This is a genomic window from Lewinella sp. JB7, from assembly GCF_024297185.1.
In the GTDB taxonomy this organism is placed as follows: domain Bacteria; phylum Bacteroidota; class Bacteroidia; order Chitinophagales; family Saprospiraceae; genus Neolewinella.
The window spans coordinates 389,697-413,494 of sequence record NZ_JANCTD010000004.1 but is presented as its reverse complement, the minus strand read 5'-3'; the positions used below and the strand labels follow the sequence as shown (position 1 = coordinate 413,494).

The following is a 23,798-nucleotide window of genomic DNA, read 5'->3' as shown; positions in this document are numbered from 1 at the left end:
GGCATAGCTGACCCATTACCGCGACAGCGGCGTTAAGGTCATTGCGTGGAATTGCAGGTGGCACGCTCGGTAGACGCGCCCGTTGTCCGGCAAGCCGGGGTATGATTTACAGTATGTATATAGCGGACGTGCCCGGGTATCGGCTCAGCTTCGTGAGCCGGTCCTGGTCTGAATATGAAATACGTTGGCCGGGTCTACTGGGTACTTTATATACCACCTCGGGTAATCGCGGCCGGTATGGGGTAATGCGACGGCCTACGCCACTCTAGGGAACCTGAATAATATTAATCGGGGTATGGTATGGGGTATCCGCCAATGGGGTGTTTCAAAGCCCTACGAAGCTAACTTCCGTAAGCATTGTATGCACTCCCTAATATTGGGGAATTTAGGTATGTACCAGATCAGCCATCCCTTTCGAACACGGATTTCCAATCGTGCCCGGCCTGCCGCAGCAGCGCGCCGAACGACCGGCTCTCTTCGGAGTGGGCCGTATCGCCAATGAGCGGGCCGAGAAGTTCTCCCCGCCACTCCCGACGTATGTTTACCAGGGTATCGTCGTCCGTGCGTCGCAGCCGTGCCGGAACGCGCGCTAGTTCCAGGAAACGATCGATACAGCGCTCTACCCGGCGGGTGTGCGTCAGTACTCCGGGGTCATCCGCGTACCGTATCCTGAGCGCGAGCAGACACTCGTACAGGGAGGATAGTTGGACGATTGCCGACCAGGGCCGCTTATCGGAATGAAAATAATGGACGATCGGATAGCAAAGGTGATCGTTGATGTGCTGATTGAGTTGGGTCACGAGATCATCGATCCTTTCCGTAAAAAAGCTGCCGTCCGGTTCGGTCGTGAAGTACGCGTATAGGTCCGTCGGATTATCCCCCATACTGGAAATGAAGGTCGCCAGGTTTTTCTTTTTCGTAGCCGCTCCGGTTACCGAAAGGATGTAGGTAATGGCCGTCGTCAGGACGCCGAAGCCCAGTACCGAGTAGACCGCCGTGACGTGGCGACTGAGGGAGCTGCCGGGCACGTAGTCGCCAATGCCCAGGGTAGAGAACACGAAGGCGGTATAGTAGGCCCTTTCCCCGGCGTTCGCCGCCAGTTTAGTGGTGGAATTGATCACCATATCGGGGTGAGAAGAAAATACCAGCCACCCACCGAGCACGAGGAGCACGACCCACACCAGCAGGGTTCCCGTCAGGTGGATGACGCCTGACCAGTCCCGCACGATCTTGAACCGTGGCAACAGCAACAGGTCCAGTACGCGATTCGTGGTCGTTGAGATGAAGCCGGAGCCGTTACACGAGAGGGTGGTGAACAGAAAGTCCACGAGGGTAATCAGGATCAGCGCGGAACCGCTAATGACAAGTAAAGCGTCCATAGCATCAAATAGCGTTCACCGGGTGTACATGTTCGTTCTCGTAGCGGGGGCGTGCCGCTACGTCGTCAGTCAACCTGCTTCCGCCGTATCAGTCACAAGTGCCCGTCGCGCCGATCACGTCGCCGTGACCTAAATGCGCACGCAGTGCACTTACGCTGATGCACTTTTCCTTCGCCTTGGTCAGGTCGCCGGACGGTATGTGTAGTACGGTGATCTTTTCCTGCTTGGGTTTGCCGCACTTCCAGTCGTCGATGTAATCGTCGTAGGCGAGTACCTGGGTACAGTCGGGAATACCGTCCCGGTTGTGGTCCACCCGGTCGTCGATGCCCGGACATACGTCGCAGTCGTCGCCTACGGAGTCGCAGTCGCTGTCAGCCTGGGCGGGGTTGGCGGTATCGGGGCAATTGTCCGCTCCGTTGCGGACTCCGTCCCCGTCACGGTCGTAGGTGGGAAAGTCGTCCGTGTCCTGCTCGTCCTCATCGTCATCATCATCCTGCTCGTCGTCGTCGTCATCATCGTCGTCGTCACCGTTTCCGTTGCCTTCATCTTCATCGCCGTTGTCATCGTCGTCATCCTCACCGTTGCCTTCTTCATCGTCATCGCTGTCATCATCTTCATCACTTGGCGGATTCAGAGAGAACTTCATGACCGTAGCTCCGCGTCGATTATCCGGATCCGTGAATGCCAGTTGGGCAAGGTCGTGGCTGATCGTGAGGCTCTGGGCGTATGCGGGCCGCCCGGTCAGGTTGGGTCCCGCTCCGACGTACTCCCAGCCACTGCCGCGAAACCGCATGACCGAGGCGCCGTCCAGGGCGTTCAGGTCCTGAAAGGCCAGGTAAGCGTCGTCGCCGTCAAATGCTAGGTCGGTCCAGAACCCCTTTGCGAAGTTGACGCCGCCTACCCGCTCCCAGCGCCCCCCTACGAACCGCATGGTATTTATTCCGAGGGTTGCCTTGTCGGTAAAGGCTACGTACGGCGTTCCCGACGTGCTCAGTTCCAGGTTGAGCCAGAGTACGGCATCCGCGGATGGGGAAGTGAAACCGGGGTCGCCGAGGTAAACCCACTCCGTTCCGTTGAAGGTCATGACCGAGCCCCGGTAATCGTGCTCGGAATCGGGAAAAGCTACGCAGGGCTGTCCGTTGCGGAAGGTGAATCCCGCCGGATACGAGAATGCGGGTCCGAAGCCGGCCTCACCCACGTAGCTCCAGCCTCCGGCGGAATACCGCATCACCGATAGTCCCCAGCCGTTCGTGCTGGGTTCCATAAAGGCGATGTATACGAAGCCGTTGGCGAATCCGATCTTTGGATCGATACCCGTACCCCGGTCTACCGGCGGGGATACGTCCGTCCACTTTCCGTTCGTAAGCGTATAGACCTCCAATGCGTACTCACCACTATCGTCTTCGTCCGTAGTGACGATCACGAAGGGCTGACCGTCCGCCGTGAAGGCTACGTCGCTGCGCTGTACCGCCGCGGCACTGGAGAACCCGGCGGGGCCCGCGGGAATCCAGGTATTCCCCTGCAGCCGGTACAGGGATGCCCGGCCCCCGTGACGACCGTCGCTGAACACCAGGTGCGCCACGCCCGCCGGGTCGGTAGCGAGCAGGGGATACTCGGCGGTGGCTCCCGTCAGGTTCGGCGTGCCGCAGGCTTCCCACGATTGGGCGTGGAGAATTGCCGATGCCAGTAACATTACCATAAATAAGCAGCGTGGCAAAAAGGAAGTATGCATGTGTTCTCGTTCTCGGTGGATAAGGTAAGGGGCTACGGCGCCCGTGAAGGGCACGCGTTCTAAATAAAGGCTATTTTTTAGGATACTTAGGTGTGGTTGGGTGGCTAAGGGTTAGGAGTCAACCTATTCCACCCGGCGGTCTGCTTACGCAATCTTGCTAATGGTACGCATTACTAATGGACTGGGCGCCACTCGCCTGCGCAGACCGGAAGTTACCCTAGCAACGAAGTTTATAGCCCGGTGTTTACCGCCCGGGCGGCGGAGATCACCTTGCGAAGTACTCACGAGCCCCAAAGCAGAAAAGCAGGCCGCCCGAAGGTGACCTGCTTTTCCTGGGAATCAAAGCGGCCCGGTTCGGAAAACCGGGCCCATCCGTAACTACCGCTTGACGACCAAACGGGTACTCATTTGCTGGTGGCTATCCGATATGCTGACGGTATACACGCCATCGGGCAGCGCATGCTCGGCGAGGTCCAGCTGATCGATCAGACGAAGTTCGGCACCGTTTTCCCAACCGGCTACGCGCACCGCAATGTGGTCGAAAGCGCGGGCCGATTTGTTCGCTTATCAGACTGGTGTGTCGGTAAAAAGGAAGGCCACCCCGGGGGGGTGACCTTCCTTATCTACGGCATGCCCTGGGTCGTTTATCGTTGGATGACTAGCCGCTGGCTGATTTGCTGGTCGCCATCGGACACGCTTAGCGTGTAGATGCCGCTCTGCAAGTTATGCTCGCTCAACGGAAGGCGAATCGTGGAGGTTGGGACGTCTACTTGTTGTGTTATAATCCGACGTCCCAATTGATCAAACAGTACCACTTCGAGGGGGGCGTTCCAATCCTGAAGCTCCACCGTAAGATCGTGATTAGCAGGATTAGGATAGAAGGCGAAATTGGCCGGCTCTCCCTTGTCGGTGGTAGGTTGGGTCATACTTTTCGCTGCTGTTTTCCCTCCGCTATTAGCGTAGTGAATCTGGATCGTACCTCCACCCAGTTCGGTAGAAGCATATTCGGTATCACTGGAACCCATCTGGTTGTCGTAAACGACACCTCCACCATTAAGGCTCCAGATCTTGATGCGGAACTTATCGGCTTCTCCTGCCTTGTTCATGTCGCCGTCAATGCCCGTGATCATGAATGCATAACCAGCTTCTCCGTTCACCTCGCCGATGCCTTTAAACTTAGCTCGGTTGCCGGAAACGACCAGCCAGTCGTACGCCGTGCTTTTGAAGCGAAAATCCGCCGCATTAAGGTGGAAGTTGGTGTTGCCGTCGGGAGTAGACTGACCTTTTTTGTACTTGGCTACGAAGCCAAAATTGGCCTTACCCTCCAGGTTGGGATCGGGTGTGTAGGCTCCGGCAGGAGAGTGAATCCAGCCGCCGCCGGTCACAAATCCTTCGCCAGGATTGAACACCACGGCGTAAGTGGCAGCTACTTCGGTATCGGTATCGCTGCATGCGTCGGTGACGGTAACCATGATGCTGTACACACCCGTAGCGGAATAAGCGTGGTTGGCCGACGCAGCGTTAGCAAGCTGGTCGATTGCCAGATCAGAAGTTGTTCCGTCCCCCCAGTCCACGATTGCAGTGTGCCCGTCCTGGTCGTTGGCATCGGTGTATTCGACGTGTACCTGGATTGGGGAACCCAGCGCGGTAGGCTCGGCCGTTACGTTGATTGCGCTGATCTCGGGAGCAAAATTCTCGTCGATTACTCCGTCGCAGTTATTATCAATACCGTCGCAGATTTCCGCGGCCAGTGGGTTGATCGCACTATTCAGTGGATTACAATCGTCGTCGTCGTTGAATCCGTCATTGTCGTCGTCGTCATCGCAGGTATCACCGATGCCGTCCCCATCATTATCGGCCTGATTGCTATTGGCGGTGAGGTGGCAATTGTCGACAATATCCAATATGCCGTCGTTGTCGTCGTCCTCGTCGACGCAGTCAGGAGAGCTATCGCCGTCGTTGTCAGGTGACAGGCTGGCGAGGTCGAGGGGGTCGGAGCCACAGGCTACTTCGTCGGCATCCGTCTGCCCGTCACCGTCATCGTCGGTGTCTGCATTGTTGCCGATACCGTCTCCGTCGGTATCTACCGATTCAGCTGGATCGGAGGGAAAGGCATCGTCAACGTCGAGCACGCCGTCGTTATCATCGTCATCGTCACAGGCGTCACCCAGGGTATCCCCATCATTATCGGCTTGCTCCGCATTCGCGATGGTAGGGCAGTTGTCTTCTTCGTCCGGAATGCCATCCTCGTCCGTGTCTGCAATGGGGTCGATACCCTCGTTGTACGTAGCAGCCACCTCTTCCGGCGACAGAGCTCCTTGATAAATCCGAGCTTCTTCAATTCTGCCGTCAAGAAATTGATTGAGCCCGCCGCCAGGGTATATGTGACGAGTTCCGAAAACCACCTGAATGTCGTTGCCGGCGTCGAAAGTGACCAGATTATTGTTGGTAACGTAACTTCCTAAGAGTTCACCGTTCCGGTATGCAGCTATTTTCGAGCCGGTTGCGAGCTGCTCATAGGTGATTACCATCTGGATAAGAATTCCGGCTTCGGTTTCTGCGTGCGCCGTCTGTAAACGCTGAGTGCGCCTGTACCCCGAGCTGCCCACCGTCCACTGATACGGGTTGAGTTCTGCGTAGACGATGCCGTCAAATTGGTCGATGTTCGTGTGGTCGATGGTCAGGACTGAACCATATCTGACGTTCAAATCATCTATGCGGCACCACGATACCAGGGTTTTGCTGGTGAGTGGCGGACCGGTATAGGTTTCGAGTTTGGCGTACTGATTTCTTTTAAGGTTAAGGGTTCCGTCAGATATGGTCGAATTGACCAACGTCATAGTGCCGAAGTTCCCCTGTTTATCGAGGAGTTCTTCCCCTTGCTCAAAAGTCCATTGACCAACGAGCACCGGCGCTTGGGTTGCGTCGGTAGTCTGTGCTACCAAATCGCTTATCGTAACCATAGCGAGGAGCAGTATGAGTATAATATGTCGCATAAATAGAATATAAAATGAGGGAACACCGTCTTGGTAGGTGGGATCCTCGGGTGATTAAAATGGGTTGCATAGCGGTGGCCTATTCCCTTCAGTAGGGAAGTAGATAATGCCGGGATGAAATATGGATGTGGAAAGAAGAAACCGACTTGGAATAACCATGGGTCCTTCTGCGATGTCAGGCACGGTCGTGCCTAAGGGTTAATTCATACTCAGGAAGAATGGTGCAAGTCGCATATCCCTAGTCACGGATAGCATACTGCAGGGTGTTAGATAGTGTGGTAATAGTGGTGGAACTCCGTTAATAATCAACATGGCTTACCCAAAGCATGCTAAGACATACCAATTCAGATAATTAACGGGCTAATCGGGTCAAGCATAGCTTGACTGTCCTCAAAAGAAATATGTTTGTAAGTTTAGCGTATTGAACAGAGCAGCCCCGTAACGGATGTATTAGGACTCATAGTTTTCAGGACCGTCCGTTTCCGGCCGGCAATCAATCTATTAAGGCTGCTGGGACGTCGTAGTGTATACGAGGCATTAATCAAACTCTAAGCAGGTTGCGGAGCAGTACTCCGTTCTGGACACACGCTAAATATGGTCTACGAACGTATATCGAATATAGGGCTATAAAAACATATATTTACCTTAACACAAAATATGGTTGTGTAAAGTAAAATATGGGGGTCTGAACGGCATCCATCAGTGATGCATTTTTCTCGTAATTGAGATTTTTTGTTGAAGGGAAACTCGGAGGTGCAGTGCACACCTTGTTACGGTAAATATTTCGCGCCTCACAGCCCCGAAAGAACCTTTCGCCGGCTTAATCATATGAATAAATAGACGTGCAAACTTGGATTTTCTAATCCAGGAGTAGGGGGCGGGCCATATGCAGTTCCCCTTAGGAAGCCCTCTTCGCTCAGGCCAACATCCGGTCAAATACCTAGTTAACGGAAAGCTAGGATCAACAGCGCTTCTGATTAGCGGGCTTCGAGCTTGTCCAGCGCAGCTTTCGCCCGCCCAAAGTCAAAGCCCGTCATCACCATCTGCAGTTTCTCGCTGATCCGCCCATTGCCCAAATTCCCCAGGCTGCCGAGGTGGGTGTGCTTCAGTCCGGTAGGGGGAACGAAGGTCCCCGCTTCGATGTCCTTACCCACGCTTACGTAGGCATCGCGGAAGGGCAGGCCCTCCAGCACGAGTTGATTGACGGCCTCCACGCTGTAGAGGTAGGTGTAGCGCGGATCGGTCGGCAGGCTTTGGGCGCGGACGCGGGTGCGGGGCAAAGCATAAAGAGCAATGGCCAGTCCATCCTCCAGCTGATCCAGGGCCGGGAAGATGGCTTCCTTGAGCAGCTGGAAGTCGCGGTGGTAGCCACTGGGCAGGTTGCCGGTGAGCTGCGCCATCTGGGCGGGCAGGGTTTGCAGCAGATTGCAGCGTCCGCGGAGAAGCTCGAATACGTCCGGATTCTTCTTGTGGGGCATGATGCTGGAACCGGTAGTGAGGTCGTCGGGCAACTGCAGAAAGCCGAAGTTCTGGCTGCTGTAGAGGCACACGTCCATAGCCATTTTCCCCACCGTCTGGGCCAGGCCGGCAATGGCGAAGGCTACCGTAAGTTCGGTTTTTCCCCGACCCATCTGCGCGGCCACTACGTTGACCACCGGCTCGCGGAAGCCGAGCAGTTCCGTCGTGCGATCGCGGTCGAGCGGAAAGCTGGAGCCGTAGCCCGCCGCGGAGCCGAGGGGGTTCTGGTCGACGGTATCGTAGGCCGCCTTCCACAACCGCAGGTCGTCGACGAGGGCTTCGCCGTAGGCACCGAACCACAATCCGAAGCTGCTCACCATGGCGATCTGGAGGTGGGTGTAGCCGGGAATAAGCTTATCCTGGTGTTCCTCGCTGAGTTCCGTTAGGGTGCGGCTGAGTTCCGCCGTTTGCTCCACGATGCCCCGAATGCGGTGGCGGAAGTACAGGCGCAGATCCACCAGCACCTGGTCGTTGCGACTGCGGCCGGAGTGGATCTTCTTCCCGTCGTCTCCCAGCGCGCGAGTGAGCAGGAGTTCGACCTGACTGTGCACGTCCTCCACCCCGTCTTCGATGACAAACTCGCCGTTACGGGCCAGGGGATACAGCTCTCTAAGTTTTTCCTTGCACCTGCGCGCCGCCGCCCCGTCGATCAGTCCGACCTCCTCCAGCATCGTTACGTGGGCGATGCTGCCGAGTATGTCGAAGGGGGCCAGTTCGAGGTCGAGTTCGCGGTCGCGGCCCACGGTGAAGTCGGCGATGCGTTGGTCGAGGGGGTAGTCTTTCTGCCAGAGTTTCGTAGCCATGGGGCAAAGATGGGCAAAAGGGCGGGGAAGCTCCCTCAGCGGTTGCTGTAATCGTAGCCCTTCCGCAGGAGATCGATGGCCTCCGTGGAGAGTTCCCCCGGACCGCCCAGGCGGATGGAGTGGCGGTATTTCGACTGCCCCATCGTGTCCGGGGCCGAGCGGTGCAGCACGGGACTGTGGATGACTTCGCCGGTAAAAAAGCTTATTTCCAGCACCTTAGTCATGGGGCGCACGACCAGCCAGGCCCGCTTGTTGGTAAACATAATGGCGCGGCGGGCGGGGGTGATGAGGTTGGGCTCCCAGTCGGCGGTGGCGAGGAGTACGTCGTCGAAGGCCATGATCACGTTGTCCGGCTTACCGGCGAAAATCTCGTCGATGGTCTTCTCGCTACAGATGTGTTGTTGCTGGGGCCGGCGGAAGGGGCGCTGGCATTTAGGGCATGTCCACATACCGTAGGGCTAAGCGAGCAAGTTGAGATCGAAGGTGAATCCGGGCAGTACGTCCTCCCCCGTGATGGTACGGTCGAGGGGGCTTACCAGTTCGACGGAGTGGTCGGCGCGGTAGATCCACAGCCGTTGGTTGTCTACGTCCGCGAGCCAGGCTAGGCGGACGCCATTGGCGATCCAGGTGTCGCGCATTTTGGTTTCCGCTTCCCGTAAACCGTCGGAAACAGATAGTACTTCGATGATAAAGACCGGTCCGGCTGGAATAAACTTTTCAAACTGCTCGGGAGAAAGTTGGCTGAGCTGAGCGTCCGACAAATAAGCAGCGTCGGGGGACCGGATCGAACCATCGGGTAAACGAAACCCTGTACTGGCACTGAACGCCTTGCCGCCCTGCGCTCGCGCGTAAAGCGTTAAATCTGCATTAAACTCGTTTTCGCGATTGCCACTTAGACCCCCTACCGGACTCATAATTTTTAATCTCCCGTCTACTTCAAGTTCCGCATGCATATCTGGGTGTTCTTCGCATAGGGCCGCAAATTCATCGGCGGTAACCCGCTTGGAAGAATAAACCGGCAGCAGCGCATCGGGCAGGGGGGGCATATACATGGCAAAAGATTGCGTCAGCTAATATAACGGATAAGTCAGTACCAGGTTAGCACCTCGTCCAGCGGTTTCCGCTCGATGGCCGGCACCTGGGCATCCGCCGCCGGCAGTCCCACGGGGAGCAGGAGGTAGGCCCGCTCGTTTTCCGGCCGACCGAGCACCTTCTGCAGGAAATTCATCGGACTGGGCGTATGGGTTACCGTCACCAGCCCGGCCCGATGGATGGCCGCGATCAGGAAGCCGCAGGCGATGCCGACCGATTCGTTGACGTAGTAGTTCTTGTGCCGTTTGCCGTCTTCCCCCACATCATATGCCTTCTTGAACACCACGATCAGGTAGGGGGCGGTGGTGAGGAATGGCTTGTGCCAGTCGGTCCCGAACACGGCCAGGTCCTCCAGCCACTCCTCCGACATGCGGCCGTGGTAATTGTCGTACTCCTCCTTCTCGGCGGCCTCCCGAATCTGCCGTTTGATCTCCGGGTCGCTGACCACGCAGAAGTGCCACGGCTGTTTATGGGCACCCGAGGGAGCGGTAGCCGCGGTGCGCACGATGTCCTCGATCACGGTGCGCGGAACCGCCGCAGCGGAGAAATCGCGGACGGTACGGCGGCGACTTAGTTCGCGGTAATCAGCCGCCGCGGTGGCGGCCATGTCGTCGGGCGAGCGAGCCTGGTGGTCGAGGGGAAGGTAGTCGGGCATGGCCAAAAATAAGGATAGCATTCCGTCGCCGCCCAAGTCCGGACCCGTCGGACCAGTAGGGGGGCGAAGGTGGTAGATTATTCCGCTCCGTTCGTCGAACAGCGGATCGGGGCGGCAATAGGGGGGTAGGGCGGAACGTAATTTTGCCGTCTACCCCCCGATCGCCCAGTTATGAAAGCAGCCCTACTTTTTCTTTGCCTCTGCACGACTTCCCTCTTCGCTCAGTACCCCGGAGCCGGTGGCCCACCCGCCATCAAGGGTACGATCAGGGGGATGGTTACCGACGCCGAAACCGGAGACCCCGTCGAATACGCCACCATCGTGCTGCTGGCCGCCGACGGGCAGACCCAGATCAACGGTACGCTGACCGAACCCGACGGCAGCTTTAAGCTCACGGATATCCCGGTAGGGGAGTACCAGATCAAAGCCTCCTTCATCGGCTACACGGAGCAGACCGTCGCCGAGGTAAAGACCACGAAAAAAAGCCCCGACCTCGAGCTACCCCCGATTGCTTTGGCCACCGACGCCGTCATGCTGGACGGCGTAGAAGTTACGGGTGAAGCCAGCCTGGTGGAGAACCGCATCGACAAACTCGTTTACAACGCCGAGAAGGATGCCACCAACCAGGGCGGTGATGCCAGCGACGTACTACGCAAGGTGCCCCTGCTGAGCGTCGACCTGGAGGGCAACGTAAGTCTGCGCGGCTCCTCCAATCTCCGCATCCTCATCAACGGACGGCCATCGACCATCTTCGCCACCAGCGTCGCCGACGCCCTGAAGAGCATCCCCTCCGACCAGATCAAATCGGTGGAAGTGATCACCACCCCCTCGGCCCGCTACGACGGCGAAGGCTCCGGCGGCATCATCAACATCATCACCAAGAAGAAGGACGCCCAGGGCTTCACCGGCACCGTCAACTCCAGCATCGGCACCCGGCAGAACAACTTCGGGCTCAACGTCAATGCTCTCGTGGGGCGCTTCGGCATCAACGGCGGCGTGAACGGCTTCTGGAGCTGGAAACGTGACGCCCAAATCGATTTCCTGCGCACCGACTTCGGCCCTAACGGCCCCGTCCGCCAACTCAGCCAGCACGGGGTGAACGCCTCCGGTTTCTTCGGAGCCAACGGCAACCTCGGCGCCTTCTACGACTTCAACGCCTACAACAGCCTCAACCTGAGCGGGCGGTATAATCGATTCGCCCGCAACGTGGAGGGTACGACCGATGGCTTCATCAACGCCTATGCTGAGGGCAATAACGTCAGTTTTTCCCGCTTCAACGACAGCGAAAACGCCAACGCTGGTTTCGACGGTACCCTAGACTACCGCCGCACCTTTCCCGACCAACCGGACCGGGAACTCATCGTCGCCTTCCAGGTCAGCGGACAGGACAGCCGCACCGATAACATCGTCGACCAAACCGGCGACCTGGATATCTACCAGCGCGACCTGATCAACACCAACGACGGCCTGAACCTGGAGTACACCGGTCAGTTGGACTACGTCCACCCCGCCGGCGACCGCCTGAAGGTGGAAACCGGCCTGAAGACCGTGCTGCGCCGTATCGACAGTGACTACCGTACTCAGGTGAAACCCAACGACGCCGGCACTTTCACCGATTCCCCCCGGCTTACCGACCTGTTTCTTTATGACCAGGACGTATACGCCGCCTACCTAAGTGCTAACTGGACCATTAGCGATAACTGGGGACTCGTGGCCGGCGCCCGGTACGAGACAACGGAGATCGGCGGGGAATTCCGGAGCGAGAATCCGAGCTTCGGGAACAGCTACCAAAACTTCTTGCCGAGCATCATCCTGAGCCGTAAACTCAGTCAGTTCAGCAACCTGAAGGGCAGTTACAACCAGCGCATACAACGGCCGAGCCTGTACTACATTAACCCCTTTACGGCCATCTCGGACCCCAACTCCCTGCAGATCGGTAATCCCGACCTAAAACCCGAGGTCGTCGACCAGTACGAACTGGCTTACAACACCTACATCAAGGGCGTCGTCCTGAACGCCTCCGTGTACTACCGGGAGACTAAGGACCTCATCGAAAGCTTCCTGCGCATCGACGACGACGGCGTAGCCAGTACCACCACCTTTCTCAACATCGGCAGCAGCGATACCTACGGCGCCAACTTCTTCACCTCCTTCACGCTCTGGCAGAAACTGCAGTTACGGGCCAGCATTAACTACGGCCGCTATAACGGTACCGGTATCGTAGGGGGCGAACAACTGGAGCGCTCGGCCGACATCATCAGCGGCAACGGCGGCGGCAGCTACAAATTCAGCGACAAGCTGCGGGCTGACTTCTTCGTCTTCGGTCGCGGACCCCAGCAGACCCTCCAGGGCAGCAACCCGAGTTTCAGCATCTACGGCGTGGGCCTGAACTACGACCTCAGCGAACGCACCTCCCTGGGCTTACGGGTTATTACGCCCTTCAGCGACGATAAGGTATTCGCCTCCAGCCTACGCGGAGAAACCTTCGAGCAGGAAAGTTCCTTCACCATTCCCTTCCGCAGCTTCGGCATCAACTTCAGCCACAAGTTCGGCGCCATCGACTTCAAGGCGCAGAATCGCCGCAGTCGCGTGCGCAACGACGACCAGAAGGAGGGTGAGGGGAACCAGCAGTTTTAAATTTCCAATTGAAAATTTGACATTTAAAATTTGACATTGGCAATTTAAAATTTCGCCGATCCCCGCTTCTCGAAGGCCGGTCGCTCCGGCTGCGGCGTCGGGTTTTCGCGCAGTTGCCGCATCACCTCTTCGATCGCCCGTTCCAGTTGGGGGTCGCGGCCGGCCATGACTTCCTGCGGGTACTGCTCGACTACGATGTCCGGCGCGACGCCTTCGTTCTCGACCCGGTAGCCGTCCTTATCCCAGAAGGCTACGTTCGGGGCGGTCACCGATCCACCATCGATGAATTCGGGGAAACCTAAGACGCCGACCAGTCCGCCCCAGGTGCGCTTACCGATCATGGGCCCGAGCTCATTCTGCCGCCAGAGGTAGGGGAAGAGGTCTCCGCCCGAGCCGGCCGTTTCGTCGACGAGGAGAACCTTCGGCCCCTGAATAGAGGCGACGGGCGCGTGCTGGTCCTGGCCGTAGCGGTAGGTCCAGCTGTTCTGGTAGGGGCGCATGAGGAGTTCGATGTAGTAGTCCGCGATCTGCCCGCCGCCGTTGAACCGTTCGTCAACGATGATGGCCTGCTTATCGACCTGCGGGAAAAAGTAGCGCTTGAAGTACTCGAACCCACCGCCCCCGGTATTCGGCACGTATACGTAAGCTACCTTCCCGCCGGTGGCCGCATTCACCTTCCTGAGGTTACCCTCCACCCAGTCTCGATTACGCAGATCGTATTCGTCCTCGATGGGGGTGACCTTTACCTTCCGGGAGTTACTGCCGTCGGCACTGGGCCCGACCGTAAGCGTTACCGTGCGGCCCGCCGTCCGTTCGAAGAGGCGGTATAGGTTGTCACCGGCCACCAGCGGTTGACCGTCGACCGCCAGCAGGTAGTCGCCCTCCCGCACGTCGACCCCCGGCTCGGTAAGGGGGGAAGCCAGGTCGCGGTTCCAGTTGAGTCCCCCGTAGATTTTGGCGAAGCGGTAGCGATCGTTCGCGATGGCGTAGTCAGCGCCGAGTAGTCCACCCTTTACTTCCTCGGCTTCCCGCAGCGGTTCGCCCCGGCTTCCGAAGCGGTGGTGACCGACCCCGAGTTCGCTGCCCATCCACTCCATGACGCGGTACAGGTCGGCACTGGTACGTACGTCGGCCAGGAAGGGCTCGTACTTCGCCTTCATGGCGGCCCAGTCCACGCCGTGCATATTGGGGTCATAGAAATAATCCCGATTGACGCGCCACATTTCGTGGAAGATATTGCGCCATTCGGCTACGGGATCGATCCTTACGCTGAGTCCGTAGGCTTCCGGTTCCTTGAGGTCCTCCAGACTGGGTTGTTGTTGGTCGGTAACCCCCCAGCGGCCGTAGCTGCTGACGAAGAGCTTCTGGCCATCGGCCGTGGGGATGAACCAGTCGGCGGGAATGAGTTCCTCCATTTCCCGGGTTTCGAGGGAGTAGCGTTGCAGCACGGACTCCTCCTCCCCGTAATTGATGAACAGTAGTTCCCCCGCCACGGGTGCCGCCAGATTCGCGTAATTGCCGTTCGGGAGGGGTACGTGGACGATCCGCTTTTCCAGCCCGTCGAAGTCGATGCGCACCGGCCCCGGTACGGTATCGGCGGGCGGGGTAGCGGATTCTTCCATTGCCGGTTTTCCGGCCGAGCGCTCCTTCTCCAGGGCGGCTTCAAAACGCTCGTCGGCGTCCGTCCCTTCGCGGTCGTTGCGGTGGAAGAAGGGAGAGACCACTTCCTTCTGTAGGGTGATCAGGTAGATTCCGTTGGTGGCCCGCATGTCGTTGCTCGACTGCTGGAACCAGTTTACGACGGGTCCCGCGTCGGTGGAGGCGGTCAGGTAAAGGTACTTCCCCGTCGGGTCGAATACCGGCTCGGTGACATTGACGAGCGGATCGGTTACCGCCCGGGACGCTCCGTTGTCGACGTTATAGACGTACGCCCGTTCGAAGTTCGTCGGCGTAATCTTGGAGTAGGCCAGCCACTTGCTGTCGGGAGACCACGAACCGAAGAGGTCGCGGTACTCACCGGGGTAGTACAGTTGATCCTGGTCCACCTTAGTGACGCGTCCGCTGGCTACGTCGAGCACGTATAAGTTGCGACCATTATCCACGAAGGCCAGTCGGTTGGCGTCGGGCGACCAGTGGAGATGGGCGTAGAAACCGGTGCCGGGAAGTTCGATCTCGCGCACCTTGTCGCCCGGCCCCTCACGATCCAGGCGGGACAGGTGCAGGGCATATTCTCCGGAAGCATCGCTGAAGTACGCGACCGTCTTTCCGTCCGGCGACCAGGCGGGGTAGGTTTCGTGGGCGCCGGGGGAATGGCTCAGGTTCTCCACGTCACCCTGGTCGGCGGGCGCGGTGAGGATTTCGCCCCGGTAGTCGAACACCAGGCGCTTCCCGCTGGGAGATACGTCGGAGGAGCGTACGTGGTCGCCGGTCACGTAGCGGGGCCGGATATCGAGTACGTCTGCACTGAAATTGATGTCGAGTTGATTCACCTCGCCGGTGGTCGGATCGTAGGTGTGTAAATAGCCCGCTTGTTCGAAGATGACGGCTCCCGCGCCCGCGCGCAGGGCAATGACCGGAAAGTCCCGGAAGTCGGTCAGGCGATCGACGGATTGGGTGGCGGGATCGAAGGCATGGAGGTTGTATTCTCCGTCGCGGTCGCTGCGGAAATACACCTTGCCGTCGAGCCACTGGGGGGCATTGTCGTTACTGCCCGTCTCCGGTTTAGGGATTTCGACGACGGAGCTGTCCGCCCGGGTGAATACCCAGATCCGGGACACGGTACCACCCCGGTAGTTCTTCCACATGGAACTGCGGTCGCCCAGTGGGGTGTAGGCCAAACGGCTGCCGTCGGCGGAATAATCGGCCTGAAAGGCGGTCGGGATATTCAGGGGGGTCACGCGGCCGCCCTCCAGACCTACCGTAAATAGTTGGTTATACCGATTGGTGAATACGTCGCGCTTGGAGGTGAACAGAATTTGCTTGCCGTCCGGGGAGAAGGCCTGCACCTCGTCGGGGTAGGGATGCCAGGTCAGCCGCCGCGGAATCCCGCCGGTCACGGGGACGGTGTACACATCCAGGTTGCCGTCGTAAGCGCCGGTAAAGGCCAGGGTCTGGCCGTCAGGACTAAACACGGGGTGCGTTTCCTGCCCCTCCCCGATCGTAAGCCGCCGTACGTTACTGCCGTCCCGATCGGCAACCCATAGGTCGCCCGCGTAGGTGAAGGCGACGTGGTTGGCGCTGATGGCGGGATCCGCGAGGAGCCGTGTCTGGGCGGGAAGGGAGCCGGCAAGTAGTAAAAACAGCCCGGTGAGTAGTCGGTAAGTCATGGCAGGGATTTCGATTCGTAGGGAAAGTATATATATCCGGCGACATCCGTAGGTATCTTGCTCCGATGAAAGTCTCTACCGTACTCATTGCCAGTCTTATCACCTGTTCCCTCTTCGGTCAGCGGCCCGGCCCGGACCAGATCGGCGAATTAGCCAGGCACTACGCCGATGCCACCTTCCCGGAACTGATCGAGTTACTCAGCCTGCCGAATGATGCCCACTATCCGGAGGACATCGAGCGCAACGTCCGGTGGTGCGAATCGGCCTTTGCCCGTCGGGACTTCGTCCTGCAACGCATCGAAACACCCACCGTACCCTTATTACTGGCGCGGCGTGAGGTTGCGGGAGCGGAGAAGACGGTCCTGGTGTACTTACAGGTGGATGGTCAGCCAACGGATACCAGTCGTTGGAAAACCGATCCGTTTCGACCGGCCATCCGGCGGAGCGGCGGCGATACGGAAGGCGGGCAATGGCTAACCACTTTTTTACCCGAAGAACTGCGGGACGACGACCGCGTCTACGCCCGTTCCGCCTCGGATGCCAAGGGCCCCATCGGTATGTTACTGGCCGCCCTGGACGCCGTGTCCGATCAGGGGCTGGCCCCGAACTATAATCTAAAGATCATTATGGACTTCGAGGAGGAACTGGGTTCGCCCCGCCTTCCGGCCGCCGTCGACCGCCACCAGCAGCTCCTGGCGGCCGATATGCTCATCATCTTCGACGGTCCGCTCCACCCGAGCAACCGGCCGACGCTGAAGTTCGGAGCCCGGGGGATCGCCGACGTGACCCTGACGACCTACGGTCCGGTAGCCCCCCAGCACAGCGGTCACTACGGCAATTACGCGCCAAACCCCGCGCTGGCCCTGGCCCAGTTACTGGCCTCCATGAAGGATGCGGACGGAAGAGTACTGATCCCCGGCTACTACGAGGGCGTGAATCTTGACGCGGACACCCGCCAAATACTCGCTGCCGTGCCGGACGATGAGGTCGCGATCCGTGACCAACTCCAGATCGGGCGAGTAGACAGCGTCGGCCTCAGCTACCAGGAGTCGATCCAGTACCCTTCCCTCAATATCCGGGGCATGCGGAGCGGCTGGATCGACGAAGAGGCGCGCACCATCATCCCCGCCTGGGCCCGGGCGGAGCTGGACCTCCGACTGGTCCTGGAATCCGATCCGAACCGGCTCATACGTCTGGTAACGGAGCACATCGAACGCCAGGGATACCACGTACTCGATCGTGAACCAAGCAAGGAAGAACGCCTGGCTTACCCCCGGATCGCGACCCTTACCGCTCAGGTCTTCTACCAGTCGTTCCGGACGGACTTCGACACGGAGGTAGGGCAGTGGCTGCACCGGGCGCTGACCTACGTACACGGTCGCGAGCCGGTAATGATCCGGATGACGGGAGGCTCCATTCCGATTGCTCCCTTCGTCGTTACGCTGGGGATTCCTGCCGTTACGGTACCTACCGTCAATATGGACAACAACCAACACAGCCCCAACGAAAATTTGCGCATCGGAAACTACCGGGAGGGCGTGAAAACGATGATCGGTATCTTAACGGAGGAACTCTGACCTTCCCCATACACGGCTCCCGCGTCCGCGCCCCGTTGGTGAACTGCTGGTGCGTACAGCCGTTTGATCTTCATCCCGCGGACGGTCGCCGACCGATCGGGGGAGACGACCGGAAAACCCAATCCACCATGACCATTGACGACCACGCCATCGTGACCATGACCTACGAAGTCCGCGACGGCGGCCCGTCCGGCACCCTGCTGGAACGCATGGACGTTAATTACCCCTTCAAGTTTATGTTCGGTACCGGACGTATGCTGCCCGCCTGGGAGCGTCGCATCTTCGGTCTCAAAAGCGGAATGGGATTCAGCTTTCTGCTGGCCCCCGAGGATGCCTACGGGCAGACCAGCCCCGATCACATCCTCGAAGCACCTATTTCGATCTTCCGGAACGAGCGGGAACAGATCGAACCCGGCCTCCTGGAGCGCGGACAGTACCTTACGCTCACCGACTCCAACGGAAAGGCCGTCAACGCCAAGGTGATCGACTGGGACGATAAGTTCGTTACCCTCGATGCCAACCACGCGCTGGCCGGCAAGACTTTATTCTTCTCCGGAGCCATCCTCAGCGTCCGACCGCCCACCGTAGACGAGCTGGTGCGGAAGCAGTACATCGAGGAAGGAGGGGTAAGGAGCTAGAAATTTCAAAGTTTAAATATCAAATTTTAAATTTAAAATTTTCTAGCTGCGTAGGCCGCGAAGAACTCCGGTACCGTCTCAATGCCCTTGTAGAAATTCCAGAGGCCGAAGTGCTCGTTCGGACTGTGGAGGCCGTCGGTGTCAAAGCCGAAGCCCATCAGGATGGTCTCGATTTGGAGCACCTCCTTGAACTGGGCGACGATGGGGATGGAGCCGCCTTCGTACATAGGTACCGGCGTGTTCCCGAAGGTCTTTTCCATGGCCGCCTCGGCTGCTTTGTACTCGGGGGTGTCGGTGGGGGTGACGTAGGGGTTGCCGCCGTGGTGGGGAATGACATCCACCTTTACCGTCGGGGGTGCGATGCTTTTGAAGTGGTCGGAGAATAGTTTGGTGATCTTCTCGTGGTCCTGCCGCGACACCAGGCGCATGCTGATCTTGGCGTTGGCTACGGCCGGGATAACGGTCTTCGAGCCCTCACCCGTAAATCCGCCCCAGATACCGTTGACGTCGAGGGTGGGCAGGATGCCCGTACGTTCGTAAGTAGTGAATCCTTTTTCTCCCTCCAGGCCGAAAACGCCAGGCGAGTCCATGTACTCCTGCTCGTTGAAGGGAGCTTCCCGCATCAGGGTGCGGTCGCGCTCGCTGGGGAAGTGTACATCGTCGTAGAAGCCGGGGATGGTGATGTGCTTGTCCTCGTCCTTGAGACTGGCGATCATGTCGCAGAGTACGTTAATGGGATTGGCGACCGCGCCGCCGAAGAGCCCGGAGTGCATATCGGCGCGGGCCGAACGCACCTTCACGTCGAGGTAGGTCAGCCCCCGCAAGCCTACCGTGATGCTCGGATGACTCTTGCTCAGCAGACTCGTATCGGAAACCAGGATGACGTCGGCCTTCAGCTTGTCTTTGTGTTCCTTAATGAAGGGGACCAGGTTGGGGCTGCCGATCTCCTCCTCGCCCTCGATCATGAACTTGACGTTGCAGGGCAGGCTGTCCGTCTGGATCATCGCCTCTACGGCCTTGACGTGAATGAACATCTGCCCCTTGTCGTCGGTGGCGCCCCGGGCGAATACGGCGCCGTCGGGATGCTGGGCCGTTTTCTTTACGGTCGGCTCGAAGGGCGGCGTTTCCCACTCGTCGAGCGGATCGGCGGGCTGCACGTCGTAGTGGCCGTAGATCAGTACCGTAGGAGCCTTTTCGTCGACGATCTTTTCCGCGTACACGATCGGGTGGCCGTCCGTAGGGTAAAGTTCCGCCCGCTCCAGGCCGGCCCGGACGAGGTATTCCTGGACCTGCACGGCGCAGTGGTGAGTGTCTTTGTCGTGCTCGCGGGCGGTACTGATGCTGGGAATGCGGATCAGCGTTTTCAGTTCTTCAAGAAAGCGCTCACGGTGCTGGTCGATGTATTGCTGGGTGGTCATTCGGTTAAGTTAAGTACAACGCGGTCTCCGACCGCGACGGTAAAACGCTGCCTCCGGCGGCGAAGTAAGATGCTGCCTCCGGCAGCGGCAGTAAAATGCGGTCTCTGACCGCGACGGTAAAATGCGGTCTCTGACCGCGAAAGTAAGCTGCGGTCTCCGACTGCGGTAGCCGTCGGGGCGATCTCCAGTCACAACGAACACTACAACCCACCGACGAGGTTGTATAACAAATTCAGCAAACCATGAATATCCGTCGAATCCTACCCGTCCTTCCTTTTATCGTTCTGCTCACCGCCTGCGGCGAGAACGTCAGCGCCGGAGAGGCCATGGCCGGTGGTATGGGCATCATGGCCATCGGTGGCATCCTGGCCCTCATCATCATCGTGCTGGCCGTGCTCGACCTCATCAAAAAGCCTTATCCCATGGAGAAGAAGCTGATCTGGGGAGCGATCATTTTCTTTATTCCCTTTCTGGGGGCGCTGCTGTACTTCATCCTTGGCCGCAACAAGCAGTCGGTTTTTTAGAGGTACATATCCAGCAACTCCGTCAGTCGCTCTTCCGAGATTCCGCGTTCCAGGATGCCCCCGTAGGCAAAGGAAATTTTGCCGGTTTCCTCCGAGACGATGAAGCATGCGACGTCGATCTTCTCGGTGACTCCGACGGCCGCCCGGTGGCGCAGACCTACCGCCGCCGGCAGGTCGCTGTTCTCCGATACGGGCAAGATGGCGCTGGCCTTTACGATCCGACGGTTGGAGATCAGCACGGCCCCGTCGTGCAGTGGGCTTTCCTTATTGAAAATGCTGACCAGCAGTCCGTAGCTGATGTCCGCGTTCAGTTCCGTACCGCCGGTGATGACGGTGCTGGGATCGGCTTCCTGGGTACAGACGATGAGCGCGCCGGTCCGCTGCCGGGCCATGCGCAGGAAGGCGCGGCGTACGACGGCCGTTTGGGGGGCTTTGTCGCGCTCGAACTCCTCCCGGCCCAGTAGGCGGTTCCAGAAACTATCGCGCTGCTTCATGGTGCCGCTCCCGAGGAGCAGGAGAAAGCGGCGTACCTCGGGCTGAAAGATGATGATGAGGCTGATGAATCCGACCTGAATAAACTGATTGAGAATATTGCTCAGCAGATCCATCCCCAGGGCGGTAAAGGCCTGGTAGCTGAAGAACAGGGCGACGATGCCCACGAAGATGTTCAGCGCGATGCTTCCCCGCAGCAGGCGGTACAGCCAGTAGATCAGGTAGCCGACGACGAGCACGTCGAAGACGTCCCAGATGTCTACGGGAAGAAAACCGATCTTGAAGAGCAGGGGAAATCGCATGCCTCAGCTTACTGAACGCTGTCCTGGGCCACGTTTAGTCTTTCCAGGACGAGCGGCGTAATGTCGTAGCGGTCGTTGGTGATGAGCACGGCCGAGTTTTGTCCCTGGTTCAGGATATAGTCGTAGTTATTCTCGGCCTGCAGTTCTTCCAACACGGCCTTCACCCGCTCCGAAAACTCCTGCTGAATCCGCAGCTGATCTTCCTGGATGCTGCCCAGTGCGATGTCCCGCTGCTGCATGATCTCCTGTTCCTTTTTGGCCATGCGTTGCTGCTCGGCCTGGATCTTATTGGGTGCCAGGAGGCCCTGCTGTACTTGGTTCTGCACCCGCTGGACTTCCTTCTGGAAGGCAGCCACCCGCGCGTTGTGGTTCTGCTCGGCCTTGTTGAAGTTTTCCTCCAGGCGGCTCAGCTCGTCGGCCACCCGGGTATACCCGGCCTGAAGACTATCGACCTTGACGAATACGATGCTCAGGCCGGCTCCGGGCGCGCCGTCGGGCTCCGTGGTGGTTGGCGCGGCGGCGGTGGCCGTTTCTTCCGCGGCCGGACGGTCGCAGCTAAAAAAGCCCACGCAGAGCAGAACTAAAGCGGCGCTGGAAAGTATTCTTGCGAAGTCGGTCATCACTCTATCTTGATTTCCCGCAAAAGTACGCCGAGTTATGGGACGTGACCGCTTGCTCATCCTCCTTGCTTTCTTCACTACCTATTTTGTCTGGGGAGCCACCTACCTGGCCAATTACTGGGCGATTGATTCCATCCCCGTATTCGGCATGGGGGCCACCCGCTTTACCGTCGCCGGACTACTGCTCTACGGCTACACCGTACTTCGGGGGGATCGCACGCTGCCGCGACCGCGCTACCTGATCAATTCCGGCATCATCGGTGTCCTTTTGCTGAGTGTCGGGACGGGGGCCGTCGTCTGGGCGCAGCAGTACATTCCTACCAGCACCACTTCCCTCATCATTTCCTTCGAGCCCCTGGTGGTCATGCTGATGATGTGGGTGGTACTGGATAGTCGCCCCTCGGTAAAGGCATTCGTGGGGGCCTTCATCAGCATTTGCGGGATGGCGCTGCTGATCGCCCAACCCATTGCCGTGGGTGGGCCGGAAGCCACCAAGGGCTTCATCGGCATCGTTTCCGGTATGCTCTGTTGGGGAGCGGGTATGCTCCTGCGGCAGCGCCTCGATCTGGGGCCGAACCGGGTGCGGGCGACGGCCATGCAGATGATCGTAGCGGGGCTTTTCCTGGGCCTGTTCAGCCTGTCCCTTGACGAATGGGACGGGTGGAGCGTAGCTCAGCTCACCGCCCGCTCGGCTTATTCCTGGCTGTTTCTGGTTGTTTTCGGTTCCATTGCCGCCTTCACGGCCTTCAACTTCCTGCTGGGTAAAGTGAGTGCCGATAAGGTTTCCACGAACACCTACGTCAATCCGGTGGTAGCCGTGCTGCTCGGCGGACTCTTCAACGGCGAAGTGATCACGGGGCAGTCGCTGCTCGCCGGCGCGTTGCTGCTCGCGGGGGTCTACTTTATCAATTCCGCCAAATAAGGCGGCCGCCCGTCAGCCCATGCGCGCTTCGTAGTCGGCGTAGCCGAAACTGCGGTGCTGTACGACATCCCCCTCCGCGTCCACTACGACGATGTCCGGGTGGGGCACCCCGTTAAACATCGTCGACTTTACCGTGGTGTAGTGCGCCATATCCTCGAAAATGAGGGTATCGCCCACCCGCGCCGGCTGGCGGAAGTAGTAGGTGTCGAGATAGTCCCCGGCCAGGCAACTCATGCCCCCGAGGCGGTAGGGATAGGCGTACCCTTCTTTCTCTTCCGCGCTCGCGGCCCGTACGACCGGACGGTAGGGCATCTCCAGCGTATCGGGCATGTGGCAGGTAAAGCTGACGTCGAGCATCAGGGTTGCCGAACCGTAGTTGTTCACGATGTCGAGCACGGTGCACTGCAGGTAGCCCGTCTGCCATACGTGGGCACTGCCGGGCTCGAGGGTGACCTTCAGGTGGGGGTAACGCTTCCGTAGGTCGGTAAGGACTCCGATCAGTCGTGACGTGTCGTAGCCCTCCCGCGTCATCAGGTGGCCGCCCCCGAGGTTGAGCCATTCGATTTGCTCCAGATAGTGGCCGAACTGGGCGCGCGTACGCTCGATCAGGGTAGCCGTAGCGGCCGCATCGCTCTCGCACAGGGTATGCACGTGTAGGCCCCGCAGTCCACGTGGAGGACGGGTCGGCAGGTTGGGCAGGGTTTCGCCCAGGCGCCCGTGCTTGTTGGAGGGATTGTACAGGTCGGTTTCTACCGGGCTGTATTCCGGGTTTACCCGCAGGCCTACGCTGGTGCCGAGCTCCTCCCATTCCGCGCGGTACCGTTCCAGTTCGGTAAGCGTATTGAAGGTCAGATGGTGGGCCATCGCGGCGATTTGCCGGAATTCCGCGGGTCGGTAGACGGGGGCGTAGACGTGGGGCTGACGACCAAAGTGTTTTTCGATCAGCAGGGCCTCGTTCAGGCTGCTGGCGGTTGCTCCCGGCAGGTATTCCGCGATGATCGGAAAGGCGGGCCAGTACGCGAAGGCCTTCAGCGCCAGGATAATGTCGACACCGGCCGCCCGCGCTACGTCGGCCACCCGTTCCAGGTTACGGCGCATTTTGTCTTCTTCGATCACGAAAGCGGGAGAGGGGAGCGGCATGGAAAAATGTTAGGGAGTTTGCAAAAT

The 23,798-nt window shown here is 58.9% G+C and carries 18 protein-coding genes; 5 read left to right on the top strand and 13 right to left on the bottom strand.

The annotated features are described in order from the left end of the window. Positions 1–401: 401 nt before the first annotated feature. The 8 genes from NMA52_RS09845 to NMA52_RS09810 form a co-directional block, all read right to left on the bottom strand. Complete coding sequence (locus NMA52_RS09845; protein ID WP_254827493.1) at positions 402–1,379, bottom strand: potassium channel family protein; 978 nt, start codon at positions 1,377–1,379, stop codon at positions 402–404. A gap of 88 nt (positions 1,380–1,467) precedes the next feature. Continuing rightward, positions 1,468–3,072, bottom strand: a complete 1,605-nt coding sequence (locus NMA52_RS19140) for a thrombospondin type 3 repeat-containing protein (RefSeq protein ID WP_254827492.1) — start codon at positions 3,070–3,072, stop codon at positions 1,468–1,470. A gap of 417 nt (positions 3,073–3,489) precedes the next feature. Beyond that, positions 3,490–3,639, bottom strand: a complete 150-nt coding sequence (locus NMA52_RS09835) for a hypothetical protein (protein WP_254827491.1) — start codon at positions 3,637–3,639, stop codon at positions 3,490–3,492. A 116-nt stretch (positions 3,640–3,755) separates the two neighbouring features. Then, positions 3,756–6,107: a thrombospondin type 3 repeat-containing protein gene (locus NMA52_RS09830; protein ID WP_254827490.1), complete on the bottom strand. Its 2,352-nt coding sequence runs from the start codon at positions 6,105–6,107 to the stop codon at positions 3,756–3,758. A 977-nt stretch (positions 6,108–7,084) separates the two neighbouring features. Next, entirely contained in the window at positions 7,085–8,428 is a 1,344-nt protein-coding gene (argH, locus tag NMA52_RS09825) for an argininosuccinate lyase (RefSeq protein WP_254827489.1), read from the bottom strand. A gap of 35 nt (positions 8,429–8,463) precedes the next feature. Continuing rightward, on the bottom strand, positions 8,464–8,877 hold the full coding sequence (locus tag NMA52_RS09820; protein ID WP_254827488.1) for a DUF5655 domain-containing protein: 414 nt from the start codon (positions 8,875–8,877) through the stop codon (positions 8,464–8,466). 9 nt (positions 8,878–8,886) lie between these two features. Then, complete coding sequence (locus NMA52_RS09815; RefSeq protein WP_256534235.1) at positions 8,887–9,474, bottom strand: Uma2 family endonuclease; 588 nt, start codon at positions 9,472–9,474, stop codon at positions 8,887–8,889. Between the two features lie 41 nt (positions 9,475–9,515). Continuing rightward, positions 9,516–10,175, bottom strand: coding sequence for a nitroreductase family protein (locus NMA52_RS09810; protein ID WP_254827487.1), 660 nt, complete (start codon positions 10,173–10,175; stop codon positions 9,516–9,518). Positions 10,176–10,346: 171 nt separating this feature from the next. On the opposite strand from NMA52_RS09810, the gene NMA52_RS09805 reads away from it, so the two are divergent. Beyond that, positions 10,347–12,812 carry an outer membrane beta-barrel family protein gene (locus NMA52_RS09805; RefSeq protein ID WP_254827486.1) on the top strand — a complete coding sequence of 822 codons (2,466 nt, stop codon included), beginning with the start codon at positions 10,347–10,349 and terminating at the stop codon, positions 12,810–12,812. A gap of 44 nt (positions 12,813–12,856) precedes the next feature. On the opposite strand, the gene NMA52_RS09800 is transcribed toward NMA52_RS09805, so the two are convergent. Next, the gene (locus NMA52_RS09800; protein WP_254827485.1) at positions 12,857–16,138 is read right to left on the bottom strand and encodes a S41 family peptidase; all 3,282 of its coding nucleotides are present in this window, start codon (positions 16,136–16,138) and stop codon (positions 12,857–12,859) included. Between the two features lie 65 nt (positions 16,139–16,203). On the opposite strand from NMA52_RS09800, the gene NMA52_RS09795 reads away from it, so the two are divergent. After that, positions 16,204–17,715 carry a M20/M25/M40 family metallo-hydrolase gene (locus tag NMA52_RS09795; RefSeq protein ID WP_254827484.1) on the top strand — a complete coding sequence of 504 codons (1,512 nt, stop codon included), beginning with the start codon at positions 16,204–16,206 and terminating at the stop codon, positions 17,713–17,715. Between the two features lie 128 nt (positions 17,716–17,843). After that, positions 17,844–18,353, top strand: a complete 510-nt coding sequence (locus NMA52_RS09790) for a peptidylprolyl isomerase (protein ID WP_254827483.1) — start codon at positions 17,844–17,846, stop codon at positions 18,351–18,353. A 32-nt stretch (positions 18,354–18,385) separates the two neighbouring features. Here the strand turns inward: NMA52_RS09790 and NMA52_RS09785 are convergent, their stop codons facing one another. Continuing rightward, positions 18,386–19,771, bottom strand: a complete 1,386-nt coding sequence (locus NMA52_RS09785) for a dipeptidase (protein ID WP_254827482.1) — start codon at positions 19,769–19,771, stop codon at positions 18,386–18,388. Positions 19,772–20,013: 242 nt separating this feature from the next. Between NMA52_RS09785 and NMA52_RS09780 the strand changes: the two genes are divergently transcribed. After that, positions 20,014–20,295: a PLD nuclease N-terminal domain-containing protein gene (locus tag NMA52_RS09780; RefSeq protein ID WP_254827481.1), complete on the top strand. Its 282-nt coding sequence runs from the start codon at positions 20,014–20,016 to the stop codon at positions 20,293–20,295. On the opposite strand, the gene cdaA is transcribed toward NMA52_RS09780, so the two are convergent. Further along, a complete protein-coding gene (cdaA, locus tag NMA52_RS09775; protein WP_254827480.1) occupies positions 20,292–21,089 on the bottom strand; it encodes a diadenylate cyclase CdaA in 798 nt (265 codons plus the stop codon). The two genes, NMA52_RS09780 and cdaA, sit on opposite strands and share 4 nt — an antisense overlap. An 8-nt stretch (positions 21,090–21,097) precedes the next feature. Further along, positions 21,098–21,709 carry an OmpH family outer membrane protein gene (locus NMA52_RS09770; protein WP_254827479.1) on the bottom strand — a complete coding sequence of 204 codons (612 nt, stop codon included), beginning with the start codon at positions 21,707–21,709 and terminating at the stop codon, positions 21,098–21,100. A 37-nt stretch (positions 21,710–21,746) separates the two neighbouring features. Here NMA52_RS09770 and NMA52_RS09765 point away from each other — a divergent pair, with 37 nt between their 5' ends. Next, positions 21,747–22,631, top strand: a complete 885-nt coding sequence (locus NMA52_RS09765; protein WP_254827478.1) for an EamA family transporter — start codon at positions 21,747–21,749, stop codon at positions 22,629–22,631. 12 nt (positions 22,632–22,643) lie between these two features. Here NMA52_RS09765 and nspC read toward each other — a convergent pair whose 3' ends face one another. Further along, the gene (nspC, locus tag NMA52_RS09760) at positions 22,644–23,771 is read right to left on the bottom strand and encodes a carboxynorspermidine decarboxylase (protein ID WP_254827477.1); all 1,128 of its coding nucleotides are present in this window, start codon (positions 23,769–23,771) and stop codon (positions 22,644–22,646) included. Between the last annotated feature and the right edge of the window lie 27 nt (positions 23,772–23,798).

Coding starts and splice junctions, on each gene's coding strand:
- NMA52_RS09770 (WP_254827479.1), bottom strand. CDS start 21,709: ATGACCGACTTCGCAAGAATACTTTCCAGCGCCGCTTTAGTTCTGCTC.
- NMA52_RS09830 (WP_254827490.1), bottom strand. CDS start 6,107: ATGCGACATATTATACTCATACTGCTCCTCGCTATGGTTACGATAAGC.
- NMA52_RS09805 (WP_254827486.1), top strand. CDS start 10,347: ATGAAAGCAGCCCTACTTTTTCTTTGCCTCTGCACGACTTCCCTCTTC.
- NMA52_RS09765 (WP_254827478.1), top strand. CDS start 21,747: ATGGGACGTGACCGCTTGCTCATCCTCCTTGCTTTCTTCACTACCTAT.
- NMA52_RS09790 (WP_254827483.1), top strand. CDS start 17,844: ATGACCATTGACGACCACGCCATCGTGACCATGACCTACGAAGTCCGC.
- cdaA (WP_254827480.1), bottom strand. CDS start 21,089: ATGCGATTTCCCCTGCTCTTCAAGATCGGTTTTCTTCCCGTAGACATC.
- NMA52_RS09820 (WP_254827488.1), bottom strand. CDS start 8,877: ATGTGGACATGCCCTAAATGCCAGCGCCCCTTCCGCCGGCCCCAGCAA.
- NMA52_RS09800 (WP_254827485.1), bottom strand. CDS start 16,138: ATGACTTACCGACTACTCACCGGGCTGTTTTTACTACTTGCCGGCTCC.
- NMA52_RS09795 (WP_254827484.1), top strand. CDS start 16,204: ATGAAAGTCTCTACCGTACTCATTGCCAGTCTTATCACCTGTTCCCTC.
- NMA52_RS09780 (WP_254827481.1), top strand. CDS start 20,014: ATGAATATCCGTCGAATCCTACCCGTCCTTCCTTTTATCGTTCTGCTC.
- argH (WP_254827489.1), bottom strand. CDS start 8,428: ATGGCTACGAAACTCTGGCAGAAAGACTACCCCCTCGACCAACGCATC.
- NMA52_RS09845 (WP_254827493.1), bottom strand. CDS start 1,379: ATGGACGCTTTACTTGTCATTAGCGGTTCCGCGCTGATCCTGATTACC.
- nspC (WP_254827477.1), bottom strand. CDS start 23,771: ATGCCGCTCCCCTCTCCCGCTTTCGTGATCGAAGAAGACAAAATGCGC.
- NMA52_RS09785 (WP_254827482.1), bottom strand. CDS start 19,771: ATGACCACCCAGCAATACATCGACCAGCACCGTGAGCGCTTTCTTGAA.
- NMA52_RS09810 (WP_254827487.1), bottom strand. CDS start 10,175: ATGCCCGACTACCTTCCCCTCGACCACCAGGCTCGCTCGCCCGACGAC.
- NMA52_RS19140 (WP_254827492.1), bottom strand. CDS start 3,072: ATGTTACTGGCATCGGCAATTCTCCACGCCCAATCGTGGGAAGCCTGC.
- NMA52_RS09815 (WP_256534235.1), bottom strand. CDS start 9,474: ATGCCCCCCCTGCCCGATGCGCTGCTGCCGGTTTATTCTTCCAAGCGG.